Source organism: Stenotrophomonas sp. 220_Sma (genome assembly GCF_056487375.1).
Genome location: NZ_CM151348.1, coordinates 3,618,961 through 3,631,051 on the forward strand (window position 1 = coordinate 3,618,961; position 12,091 = coordinate 3,631,051).

The window sequence follows — 12,091 nt, forward strand, 5'->3', positions numbered from 1 at the left end:
GATCCGCCTTTGTCCGAGGCTGCTGCCGGCCAGCGGCCGGCACTCCCTCAGAACTTGCCTTCCTGGAAATCGACGAAGGCCTGCATCAGTTCCTGCCGCGTGTTCATCACGAACGGCCCGTGGCGCATCACCGGTTCGCGCAGCGGACGGCCGGCCACCAGGATCAACCGCGCACCTTCGCTGCCGGCCGAGAGGTGCAACTGCTCGCCACCGCCCAGCACCGCCAGTTCCTGGCGTGCAACGTCGCGCGCGGCGTCCTGCTCACCCACGGTCATCGCACCTTCGAACACGTAGGCGAACGCGTTGTGCCCCTCCGGCAGCGCATAGGTCCAGGCCCGGTCGGGCGCCAGCGTGATGTCGAGGTAGAGCGGATCGGTGGCCGGCTGCACGATCGGGCCATCGGTGCCGTCCACGCTGCCGGCAATCACCTTCACCTCCACGCCCGGCTCCGGGTGCACCACGGGAATGCGCTCGGGTGCGAATTCCTGGTACTTCGGGTCGGTCATCTTCTCCTTCGCCGGCAGGTTCACCCACAGCTGGAACCCGCGCATCTGCCCGCTTTCCTGCTCGGGCATCTCCGAATGCACCAGGCCGCGGCCGGCGGTCATCCACTGCACGCTGCCCGGGGTCAGCAGGCCTTCGTTGCCGTGGTTGTCGCGATGCCGCATGCGTCCGTCGAGCATGTAGGTGACGGTCTCGAAACCACGGTGCGGGTGTTCCGGGAAGCCGGCGATGTAGTCTTCGGCACGGTCGGTACCGAACTCATCAAGCAGCAGGAACGGATCCAGGTCGGGCAGCGTCGGGCCGCCGATGACGCGGGTCAGGCGCACGCCGGCACCGTCGGAGGTGGGCATGCCACGGATGGTGCGCAGTACGCGGACCGGTTCGGGAAAGCTCATGGCGATTCCTGTTGGATGGGTGCCACTGAAGATGGACGCCACACGGCCGTAGGCCAATGGATGGCTCCGCAACCGATTGTTCCATCCCTGATGTTCGCTGCACGTCAGCGCAGCCGCCGTACGACCAAAGTACTACCGCCGATTCGTCCTGTGCCAATTGACCCTGTCGTGGGCAAGCAGGACTCTTTGTCTGTCTTTCCGGGAGAGAGCACCTCATGAAAGGGTTTTCCAAACTGGGCTGGGCGGTACTCGCTCTGCTCGGCGCGTTCTGTCTGGGTACCGTGGCGCTGCGCCGCGGCGAACACATCAATGCCCTGTGGATCGTCGTCGCGGCGGTGTCGCTGTACCTCGTCGCCTATCGCTTCTACAGCCTGTTCATCGCCAACAAGGTGATGCAGCTGGATCCGACCCGGGCCACCCCGGCGGTGATCAACAACGATGGCCTGGACTACGTCCCGACCAACAAACACGTGCTGTTCGGCCACCACTTCGCCGCCATTGCCGGCGCCGGCCCGCTGGTCGGCCCGGTGCTGGCCGCGCAGATGGGCTACCTGCCCGGCCTGCTGTGGCTGGTGGTGGGCGTGGTGTTGGCCGGCGCGGTGCAGGACTTCATGGTCCTGTTCCTGTCCAGCCGCCGCAATGGCCGCTCGCTGGGTGACCTGGTAAGAGAAGAGATGGGCCAGGTGCCCGGCACCATCGCGCTGTTCGGTGCGTTCCTGATCATGATCATCATCCTGGCAGTGCTGGCGATGGTGGTGGTCAAGGCGCTGGCCGAAAGCCCGTGGGGCATGTTCACGGTGATTGCGACGATGCCCATCGCGATCCTGATGGGCGTGTACATGCGCTACATCCGCCCCGGCAAGATCGGCGAGATCTCGGTGGTTGGCCTGATCCTGCTGCTCGCCGCGATCTGGTACGGCGGCAAGGTCGCCGCCGACCCGGTCTGGGGCCCGGCGTTCACCTTCACCGGCACCCAGATCACCTGGATGCTGATCGGCTACGGCTTCGTCGCCTCGGTGCTGCCGGTGTGGCTGCTGCTGGCCCCGCGTGATTACCTGTCGACCTTCCTCAAGATCGGCACCATCATCGCGCTGGCCATCGGCATCCTGGTGGTGATGCCGGAACTGAAGATGCCGGCGCTGACCCAGTTCGCCGCCAGCGGCGACGGCCCGGTGTGGAAGGGCGGCATGTTCCCGTTCCTGTTCATCACCATCGCCTGCGGTGCGGTCTCCGGCTTCCACGCGTTGATTTCCTCCGGCACCACGCCGAAGCTGCTGGCCAATGAAGCGCACATGCGCTACATCGGCTACGGCGGCATGCTGATGGAATCGTTCGTCGCGGTGATGGCGCTGGTGGCGGCCTCGATCATCGATCCGGGCATCTACTTCGCGATGAACAGCCCGGCGGCGGTGATCGGTGCCGATGCGGCCTCGGCCGCGCACTACATCACCAACACCTGGGGCTTCACCATCACCCCCGAGCAGCTGACCGCGACCGCGGCGGCCATTGGTGAACCCACCATCCTGCATCGTGCAGGTGGCGCGCCAACACTTGCGGTAGGCATCGCGCAGATCCTGCACGAAGCGATTCCCAGTGGCAGCGACGCGATGATGGCGTTCTGGTACCACTTCGCGATCCTGTTCGAAGCGCTGTTCATCCTCACCGCGGTGGACGCCGGTACCCGTGCGGGCCGCTTCATGCTGCAGGACCTGCTGGGCAACTTCGTGCCGGCCCTGAAGAAGACCGAATCGTGGACCGCCAACATCATCGGTACCGCCGGCTGCGTGGCGCTGTGGGGCTACCTGCTCTACACCGGCGTGGTCGATCCGTTCGGCGGCATCCAGACGCTGTGGCCGCTGTTCGGCATCTCCAACCAGATGCTGGCCGGCATCGCATTGATGCTGGGCACGGTGGTGCTGTTCAAGATGAAGCGTGACCGCTATGCATGGGTGACTGCGGTACCGGCGGTGTGGCTGCTGATCTGCACCACCTACGCCGGCTTCATCAAGATCTTCGACAGCAATCCGGCACAGGGCTTCCTGGCACAGGCACACAAGTTCCAGGCCGCGCTCGCCAGCGACACCATCACTGCACCGGCCAAGTCGGTGGCGCAGATGAAGCAGATCGTGGTCAACGCCTACGTCAACACTGGCCTGACCGCGCTGTTCCTGCTGGTGGTGGGCGCGGTGCTGGTGTATTCGATCAAGACCATCCTGGCGGCCCGCCGCAATCCGCAGCGCACTGACCGCGAGACCCCGTACGTGGCGCTGAAGCCGCACGAAATGGTGGATCTGTGATGAGTACCCAACTGGTTCCCGCCGGCCAGTACCAGGCGCACCGCCGCATCTGGCGGCGCCTGGTGCAGACCGCACGACTGTGCTGTGGCATTCCTGATTACGACAACTACGTCCGGCACATGCTGGAAAAGCATCCGGACCAGGAGCCGATGGACTACAAGACGTTCTTCCGCGAGCGCCAGGAAGCGCGTTATGGCGGACGCAACGGTGGCCGCTGCTGTTGAGGGTCCGGTTCAACAGCTCTCGAATGACGTTGAGTAGATCCACGCCATGCGTGGATGAAACCTGGCAGATATCGAGTTGAGTCCGGGGTCAGATCCGTTTCCTCCGGGAAACAGATCTGACCCCTTCCTTGTTCATGGAGACCCATGAAATGCATCCACGCATGGCGTGGATCTACGGAAGCATGACGCCAGGGCGGCCGGAACTCAGCCGGTGGCCATCCACTTCAGGATCAGGCCGGTGACATAGGCCAGGCCCGTGCCGGTGGCATAACCCACCGTACCCAGCAGCACGCCCACCGGCGCCAGCGTCGGATGGAACGCCGCCGCCACTACAGGGGCCGAAGCGGCTGCGCCGATGTTGCCCTGCGAACCAATGGCGAAGAAGAACAGCGGCGCGCGCAGCAGCTTGGCCACCACCCACAGCACCAGCACGTGCGTGGCCATCCAGATCGCGCCGAGCAGGAACAGCCACGGCCGATCCAGCAGCGACAGCAGGTTCATCTGCATGCCGATGCAGGCGATCAGGAAGTACAGGAACACCGTGCCCAGCCGCGAAGCGCCAGCCGCTTCCAGCCGGCGCGCACGGGTGAAGCTCAGGCCCAGGCCCATCGCCGTGGACAGCAGGATCACCCAGACGAACTGGCTGTCCAGGCTGAACTGGCTGGCCCAGCTGACATTGGCCTTGAACCAGCCCGCCAGCGGCGCGGCGATGGCATGGGCCAGGCCGACGCCACCCAAGGCCACGCCAACGATCACCATCAGGTCGGTCATGCTGGGAATGCGCGCGTTCTGCGCCTCGTAGGCACTGATGCGCGCCTTCATCTCGTCGATGGCACGGGTGTCGGCACCATTGCGGGTGTCGATCTGCTGTGCGCGGTTGGCCAGGAACAGCAGGATCGCCATCCACAGGCTGGCACAGGCCACGTCAACCACCGCGAACTGGCCGAAGGTGGTGGCATCGGTGCCGAACACCTCGCGCATGGCGACCATGTTGGCGCCGCCACCGATCCAGCTGCCGGCCAGCGCCGCCATGCCGGCCCAGGTATCACCGGCCACGGTTTCCGGATGGATCAGCTTCATCAGCTGGAACGAAACGATGGCGCCGAGCATGATGCCGGCGGTACCGGCACAGAACACGATCAGCAGTTTCGGACCGAGCTTGATGACGCCTTTCAGGTCGATCGACAGGGTCAGCAGGACCAGCGCGGCCGGCAGCAGCACGTCACGCGCGACCGGGTTGTACAGCGAGGTGTTGTGGCCATCGATGACACCGGCGGTGTTGTAGACGGCGGGGATGAAATAGCACAGCAGCAGGGCCGGCACCCAGGCGAAGATCTTCTTCAGCAGCGGGGTTGGGCCACTGGCGGCCCAGAAGATCAGGGCCAGGGTGGCGGCAATCAGGCCCAGTCCAACGATGTCGTTGCTGATCAGGGCAGTAGCGGGTTCGGTCGGCATGGGATCCTCTGTCGATCGAAAGAGCGGAGAAAAAAAAAGCGCCGCATAAGGCGGCGCAGATCGAGATTAACATTGTCTTCACGCCCGGTCATGCTGCAGTGCCGACACCCCCCATCCCGTCAGGGAGCCCACCCATGCAGCTTGGTGCCTTTTCGGTCAGCCTCTCGGTGAAGGATCTCGCGGCCTCCCGTGCCTTCTACGAAGCCCTGGGCTTCTCGGTCACCGGCGGCGATCCGGCACAGAACTGGCTGGTGATGCGCAGCAACGGCACGGTGATCGGGCTGTTCCAGGGCATGTTCGAGGGCAACCTGCTGACCTTCAACCCCGGCTGGGACCAGCACAAGCAGGAACTGCCCCACTTCCAGGATGTGCGTGAGCTGCAGGCAGAGCTGGATACCAGGGGCATCGAACTGGCGGTCCGCACCGATCCTGATGGCCAGGGGACCGGCTACCTGCAGTTGGCCGATCCCGACGGCAACGTGATCCTGATCGACCAGCACGTGGCGCGACCGAACGGGCGTTGAAGCGGACAGCCATTGCCTGGGTGGGCGTCGACCTTGGTCGACGAACGGCATGCCAACCAAGGTTGGCATCTACCAGAGCACGGCCAGCCACCGCCGGGGCATGCCAACCAAGGTTGGCATCTACCAGGACACGGACAGCCACCGCCGGGGCATGCCAACCAGGGCTGGCATCTACCAGAGCACGCCCAGCCACCGCCTGGGTAGGCGTCGACCTTGGTCGACGAACGGCATGCCAACCAAGGTTGGCATCTACACGAACGGCCGGATCAGCGCGGTCGCGAGGCACTGAAATCGAGCGTGACACGTGTGCCACGCGGCTCGCAGGGCTGCAACTGCAGGGTCCATCCCAGGTGCTCGCACAGCCGCGCGATCAGATCCAGTCCGATGCCGCCGCCACGATCGGCGCGTTCGCCACGGGCCATCCGCGCATGGATCGCCGCGATCTCCTCCGGGCTCATGCCATGTCCCGGGTCCTGCAGGGTCAGCACCGCCGACGAACTCAGGCGCAATTCGATGTGGCCACGGCCACTGTTCTCGATGGCGTTGCGCAGCAGGTTGCCGATCGCTGCCTGCACCACCGCCAGCGGCGCGACGATGTCCACCGGTGCGGCCTGGATGCCGATGCTCAGGTCCTTGTCGCCCAGCAGGTGGCGATGGTCGTCGACGATCTCCGGCAGCAGCTGGTCCAGCGCGATGCGCTCGGCACGCGCCGCCAGTCGCGCCGGATCACGCGCCAGCACCAGCAGCAGTTCGATCAGCTGCTCCACGCTCTGCGCGGTGCGCAGTACCCGTTGCATCTGCTGGCGCGCACGCTCGGGCAGGCCCGGTTGCTCCAGCGCCAGTTCGGCGGCACCGGTCATCACCGCAATCGGCGTGCGCAATTCGTGGCTGGCGGTGCTGATGAAGACCCGCTCGCGTTCGACGAACTGCTCGTTGCGGTCCAGGTAATCGTTCAGCGCATTGGCAATGGTGTGCAGCTCTGAGCTGCCGCGCGGGTCGACCTCGATGCGCTGCCCCTGCACGCCCGGCCTGAGCGCGGCGATGTGTTGTGCCAGCAGGCTCAGCGGACGCACCATCCGCTCCATGCCGAACGAAGCCATCAGCACGGTAACGAAGATCATGATCACCCCGGCCAGCATCACCCAGCGCGTGGCGAACTGTTCCAGGTCATGGAAGTCGGAGATGTCCAGTACCAGCGCGACCCGTCCCATCGACTGGGTTTCACGCACCATCACCGCCGTCTCGCGGCCCTTGACCATTACGCCGTCGTGCAGCCCTGGATGCAGGGTACGCAGGCTATCGGGAAGGTTGACCGCGTCGAAGCGGTACAGGCTCAGCGTGTCCGAATCCTGCCAGCGATAGTGCGGTTCGTGCTCGACATGCTCGACGATGCTGTCGAGCTCGGAGTTGAGCAGCGCGCGCCAGGCGGCATGCTCGGCGTGCTCGTGCACGTAGTTGCCGACGCTGAACACCGCGATCGACAGCAGCGCCAGATAGCCCAGCAACCACCACACCACGCGCCGGTACAACGGCCCCGGCTTACGCGCCCTCATCAGCATTCCTGCCGGCGTCGGCACCCTCCACTACCGCCAACCGGTAACCCACGCGCGGCAGGGTGTGGATCAGCTTCTCGGCAAACGGACCGTCAACGCTGCGACGCAACTCGTAGACATGCGAACGCAGCAGGTCGCCATCCGGCGGCTCGTCGCCCCACAGGGCGAACTCCAGCTGCTGTCGCGTCACCGCACCCGGGCTGGCCCGCATCAGCACTTCCAGCAGCTTGCGGCAGGCCGGGTACAGGTGCAGCACCTGGCCCTCACGCTGGGCCTCCAGCGTCGCCAGGTCCAGCACCAGGTCGCCCACCTGCAGGCGCTTGCGCGGGTTGCGACCCTGCGCGCGCAGCAACAGGGCCTCCAGCCGCACCTCCAGCTCGGGCAGCGCGAAGGGCTTGGTCAAGTAGTCGTCGGCGCCAGCGCGGAAGCCGGCGATCTTGTCCGGAAGTTCGTCGCGCGCGGTCAGCATGATCACCGGCACCTCCGACGCATGCTCGGCGCGCAGCCGGCGCAGCACTTCCGGTCCCTCCATGCGCGGCAGCATCCAGTCCAGGATCACCGCATCGTAGGGGTGGCTGCCGGCCAGGTGCAGGCCGGTGATGCCATCCGGGGCCACGTCCAGCACATGCCCGCGCGACTCGAAATAGTCGAACAGGTTGGCCACCAGCTGGCGGTTGTCCTCGATCACCAACAGACGCATGCACGAAACATCCACGGAAGTTCGTACCATGGTAGCGCCGCCCATGTCGGAATGCGGTCGTCCCGCCCCCTTCTGACGCTTTTCCCACCCCCGCCACCTCAGAATGGCTGTTTTGCTCCCGGAGCCTGCCGTGCCCGTAGCCCTGCCCCGCCGTTGGCGCCTGCCCCTGTTGTGGCTGCTGATCATTGCTGCATTGGCAGCGGGCATCGGCCTTCGGCAGCCGCAGCCACCGGACGAGCCGCGCTTCGTGCTGGCCGCGCGGACCATGGTCGAGAGCGGGCAATGGCTGCTGCCGCATCGTGGCAGCGAGCTGTATGCCGAGAAACCACCGGTATTCATGTGGCTGCAGGCGGCCGCCTACGAGGTGGTCGGCAGCTGGCAATGGTCGTTCCTGCTGCCGTCATTGCTGGGCGCCCTGCTGAGTCTGTGGCTGGTGTCGGATCTGGCACGGCGGCTGTGGTCGCCGCGGCATTCCATCTATGCCCTCGCGGCGCTGTTCTGCACCCTGCAGTTCGGGCTGATGGCCAAGCGTGCGCAGATCGACATGGTGCTGGTGGGGATGACCACCGTCGCCCTATGGGGCTTGATGCGGCACCTGTGCGAACGTCGCAACCTGCCCGCGTTGTGGCTGGCCGGTTTCGCCGCCGGTGTCGGCACGGTGACCAAGGGCGTGGGTTTCCTGCCGCTGCTGCTGGTGCTGCCCTGGTTCGGCTGGTGGCTGTACCAGCGCCGTCGCGGGCACCGTGTGGAGGGTCCGCACCCGGCAACGCTGCTGTGGTTGATCCCGGCGTTCCTGCTGGGCGTGGGCGTGTGGCTGGCGCCGCTGGGCTGGGCCCTGCTGCATACGCCCAGCGCCGAACTGCAGGCCTACGCGCACGAGCTGTTGTTCAAGCAGACCGGCACCCGCTACGCCAATGCCTGGCACCACCGGCAGCCGGCCTGGTACTACCTGCAGGTGATCCTGACCCTGTGGCTGCCGGGCAGCCTGCTGCTGCCGATGCTGTTCAAGCCCTGGTGGCGCCGCATCCGTCGTGGCGATCGCCGCCAGTGGCTGCTGCTGGGCTGGGCCGTACTGGTACTGGTGTTCTTCAGTGCCAGCCCGGGCAAGCGCGAGGTGTACCTGCTGCCGATGCTGCCGGCGATGGCACTGGCCGTGGCGCCGCTGCTGCCCGGCCTGCTGCGCCGCGTGTGCGTGCGCCGCTACCTGTTCGGCTACAGCGTGGTGCTGATGCTGGCCACCGGCGTACTCGGCGTGATGCTGATGACCGAGCACCCATGGGCGTTGGTGCAACTGCAACGCCGCGCCATGCCCGAGACGTTGCTGCCGGTGCTGGGCGATGGCCTGCTGACCTTCGCCATTGCCCTGGCCACGCTGATCGTGTGGCTGCGGGTACGCCGTGCCGCGACGCTGGTACTGCTGACCCACGGCATGCTGTGGATGCTCTACGGCCTGGTGCTGATGCCTGCCCTGGACCCCTTCGCTTCGGCGTCGGCACTCATGCGCCGGGTGGGCGCGCGGATCGGACCCGACGCCGAACTGGCGCTGGTGGCCTGGCGCGAGCAGAACCTGTTGCAGGCCGACCGGCCGGTGCGCGAGTTCGGCTTCAAGCGGCCCTGGGCCGAGCAGTGGCACGACGCCGGCCCGTGGCTGGCCGAGGCACCGGACAAGCGCTGGCTGCTGGTGCTGGACGATGCGATGAGCCCGTGCGTGGACCCGGGCAAGGTGATCGATATCGGTATTGCCAACAGGAATCGCTGGCAACTGCTTCCCGGTACCGCGTGGGACGCGGAATGCCACGCCGAACGGGCCGGCGCGACCGCTGAAGAAGACTGAACGCTGACACGTGCCGGGCAAGCATTAACCCGGCACGAACGAGCGTCCGACCCTTCTCCGACATCCAGGTGACGAGCATGGCCGCGGATTCCCGACCCGCCCTTTCCCAGCATGCCCGTCCGTCCCCTTGATTCGGTAGCGCCGCTTGCGACATCGCCACTGGCGTCAAAATTCGCCGTAACTCACCTCTGGCTGCCTGTCGTAATCGGTCTGCCCGTGTTTACGCTGCTGATGGGTTTCGGCGGCGACCAATGGGTGGCCGATCACCTGTTCCGCCTTGAGGGTGGCCATTGGGCGCTACAGGACGCCTGGGTCACCCGCACGGTGGTGCACAAGGCCGGCAAGTGGCTGAGCACGGCTGCTGCGCTCGTGGCGATCCTGCTGTGCTTCCACCACTGGCGAAAGGGTCGCGATCGCACCCTGCGGTGGGCGCTGCTTTATGTCGTGATTGCCATGGCCCTGGGCACCGGTGTGATCTCCCTGCTGAAGTCGCTGGTGCCCATGGAATGCCCCTGGGACCTGCTGCGCTACGGCGGCCACCAGCCGTTCATCGGGCTTTTCACGGCGCGCCCCGCAGGCATGGCCGCGCAGGCCTGCTTCCCGGCCGGCCACGCCAGCGCAGGTTATGCATGGTTGTCCCTGTACTTTTTCGCCTTGCTGTGGCGCCCTTCATGGCGCTGGGCCGGGTTGTGGATCGGCCTTGGCACCGGCCTGGTATTCGGCGTGAGCCAGCAGCTGCGGGGCGCGCATTTCCTTTCGCATGACGTTGCTACTGCGTTGATCTGCTGGCTGCTTTCGCTGGGCCTGTATCTGATCGTCAAGCGCGTCCTGGCCCGCCGTCAGCTGGACCGTCCCCACCGCCAGGAGGCAAACGCATGAGTGCATCGGTCCAACGCCCCGCCCGCCTTCCCGCGTTGGCGAACCTTCGCCGCTGGCGGCCGCAGCTGTCCACCGAAGCACTGATCGCACTGACCAGCCTGTTCTTCGCGGTGGCAGGCAATGGCCTGTTCTGGCACAGCGCGATGGCCAGCCATCCGGGCAGCCTGCGCTACGCGCTGTCGCTGCTGCTGTTGCTGCTGGGTGCGCACGGCGTGCTGCTGGGCATCCTGGTCTGGCGCTGGAACGCCAAGGTGGTGATCAGCCTGCTGTTGCTGGTAACCGCCTTCGCTGCGCACTACATGAGCCGCTACCACATCTACCTGGATGCGGACATGCTGCGCAACGTGCTGGCGACCGACCCCAAGGAAAGCCGCGAGCTGATGACCGTGTCACTGCTGTGGCCGGTACTGCTGCTGGCGGTGCTGCCGATGATCGTGCTGTGGCGCGTGCAGCTGCGCCGTCGCAGCTGGGGCCGCAGCCTGCTGTGGCGCCTCGGCTTCCTGGTGGTGGCGGCGGTGACTGCCGTCGGCGGCGCGTTGATCTCGTTCCAGGACGTCTCCGCACTGATGCGCAACCAGCGCGAAGTGCGTTACCTCGCGACGCCGGCCAACGTACTGCTGGGCATGCCGCGTGCACTGCGTGGCGACAATCCGGTGCAGCGCGCGCCGAAACTGCCGATCGGCACCGATGCCAAGGCCACCCCGCGCGCGCCGGCCAGCAAGCCGCGCCTGCTGGTGATCGTCATGGGCGAGACCGTGCGCGCGCAGAACTGGGGCCTCAACGGTGGCCGCAACACCACCCCGGAACTGGCCCAGGCCAGTGTGGTCAATTTCCCGGATATGCATTCGTGCGGTACCAGCACCGAGGTTTCACTGCCGTGCCTGTTCTCGCCATGGGGCCGCCATGACTACGACGAGAAGAAGATCCGCGCGCACCAGTCGCTGCTGCACGTATTGAACCGCGCCGGCATCGCGCCGCTGTGGCGTGACAACCAGTCTGGCTGCAAGGGCGTGTGCGAAGGCCTGGACTTCCAGTCATTGTCCGATGCGACCACCCCGGGCCTGTGCGCTGACGGCCGCTGCATGGACGAAATCCTGCTGCAGGACCTGGCCACCCAGGTGCGTGCAAAGCCGGGCGACCGGGTGGTGGTGCTGCATCAGCTGGGCAACCACGGCCCGGCCTACTTCGAGCGCTACCCGCCCGCGTTCCGCCGCTTCACCCCCACCTGCGATACCCGCGACATCGGCCGCTGCTCGCGCGAAGAGATCACCAACAGTTACGACAACGCCGTGCTGTACACCGATCACTTCCTGACCAAGACCATCGGTACGCTGCAGGGCATGCAGGACTACGACACGGCGATGATCTACCTGTCCGACCACGGCGAGTCGCTGGGCGAGAAGGGCCTATTCCTGCATGGCGTGCCCTACGCCATCGCCCCGGCCGAGCAGACCCGGGTGCCGATGACGATGTGGTTCTCGCAGGGCTTCGCCAGCAGCCGCGGGCTGGACCTGCAGTGCGTGCGCAAGCGTTCGGCGGCCTACACCGACCATGACAACCTGTTCCCGTCGGTGCTGGGCCTGATGCAGGTGAAGACCTCGCTGTACGAGCGCGACCGCGACGTATTCGCCAACTGCGAGGGTTGAGGGTTGTTCGGCAGGGCTTGCAGCCCTGCACCTGCAGAGGCAACCGCAACCGCAACGGCCGAAGCAACAGCAACAGCGTG

General features: G+C 66.1%; 10 protein-coding genes. 6 read left to right on the forward strand and 4 right to left on the reverse strand.

What is annotated here, in order from left to right; all coding sequences use genetic code 11:
* Nucleotides 1-47: 47 nt before the first annotated feature.
* Nucleotides 48-899 (reverse strand): pirin family protein, encoded by an 852-nt coding sequence (locus ACZLIB_RS17035; protein WP_132810597.1) that lies wholly within the window; start codon nucleotides 897-899, stop codon nucleotides 48-50.
* Nucleotides 900-1,114: 215 nt separating this feature from the next.
* Between ACZLIB_RS17035 and ACZLIB_RS17040 the strand changes: the two genes are divergently transcribed.
* On the forward strand, nucleotides 1,115-3,196 hold the full coding sequence (locus ACZLIB_RS17040; RefSeq protein ID WP_049401342.1) for a carbon starvation CstA family protein: 2,082 nt from the start codon (nucleotides 1,115-1,117) through the stop codon (nucleotides 3,194-3,196).
* Nucleotides 3,196-3,420, forward strand: a complete 225-nt coding sequence (locus ACZLIB_RS17045; RefSeq protein WP_005410613.1) for a YbdD/YjiX family protein — start codon at nucleotides 3,196-3,198, stop codon at nucleotides 3,418-3,420. Before ACZLIB_RS17040 ends, ACZLIB_RS17045 begins: the two co-directional genes overlap by 1 nt.
* 204 nt (nucleotides 3,421-3,624) lie before the next feature.
* Here the strand turns inward: ACZLIB_RS17045 and ACZLIB_RS17050 are convergent, their stop codons facing one another.
* Nucleotides 3,625-4,875 (reverse strand): DUF819 family protein, encoded by a 1,251-nt coding sequence (locus ACZLIB_RS17050; protein WP_049421249.1) that lies wholly within the window; start codon nucleotides 4,873-4,875, stop codon nucleotides 3,625-3,627.
* Nucleotides 4,876-5,009: 134 nt separating this feature from the next.
* Between ACZLIB_RS17050 and ACZLIB_RS17055 the strand changes: the two genes are divergently transcribed.
* The gene (locus tag ACZLIB_RS17055; protein ID WP_049401346.1) at nucleotides 5,010-5,399 is read left to right on the forward strand and encodes a VOC family protein; all 390 of its coding nucleotides are present in this window, start codon (nucleotides 5,010-5,012) and stop codon (nucleotides 5,397-5,399) included.
* A 266-nt stretch (nucleotides 5,400-5,665) separates the two neighbouring features.
* Here the strand turns inward: ACZLIB_RS17055 and ACZLIB_RS17060 are convergent, their stop codons facing one another.
* A complete protein-coding gene (locus ACZLIB_RS17060) occupies nucleotides 5,666-6,952 on the reverse strand; it encodes a sensor histidine kinase (protein WP_032129860.1) in 1,287 nt (428 codons plus the stop codon).
* Nucleotides 6,939-7,652 carry a response regulator transcription factor gene (locus tag ACZLIB_RS17065; protein ID WP_032129861.1) on the reverse strand — a complete coding sequence of 238 codons (714 nt, stop codon included), beginning with the start codon at nucleotides 7,650-7,652 and terminating at the stop codon, nucleotides 6,939-6,941. Before ACZLIB_RS17065 ends, ACZLIB_RS17060 begins: the two co-directional genes overlap by 14 nt.
* A gap of 130 nt (nucleotides 7,653-7,782) precedes the next feature.
* On the opposite strand from ACZLIB_RS17065, the gene ACZLIB_RS17070 reads away from it, so the two are divergent.
* From ACZLIB_RS17070 to ACZLIB_RS17080, 3 genes are all read left to right on the forward strand, one after another.
* Complete coding sequence (locus tag ACZLIB_RS17070) at nucleotides 7,783-9,486, forward strand: ArnT family glycosyltransferase (RefSeq protein WP_478468210.1); 1,704 nt, start codon at nucleotides 7,783-7,785, stop codon at nucleotides 9,484-9,486.
* 111 nt (nucleotides 9,487-9,597) lie between these two features.
* The gene (locus ACZLIB_RS17075) at nucleotides 9,598-10,365 is read left to right on the forward strand and encodes a phosphatase PAP2 family protein (RefSeq protein WP_049401351.1); all 768 of its coding nucleotides are present in this window, start codon (nucleotides 9,598-9,600) and stop codon (nucleotides 10,363-10,365) included.
* Nucleotides 10,362-12,011 carry a phosphoethanolamine transferase gene (locus tag ACZLIB_RS17080; protein ID WP_478468211.1) on the forward strand — a complete coding sequence of 550 codons (1,650 nt, stop codon included), beginning with the start codon at nucleotides 10,362-10,364 and terminating at the stop codon, nucleotides 12,009-12,011. Before ACZLIB_RS17075 ends, ACZLIB_RS17080 begins: the two co-directional genes overlap by 4 nt.
* Nucleotides 12,012-12,091 lie beyond the last annotated feature (80 nt).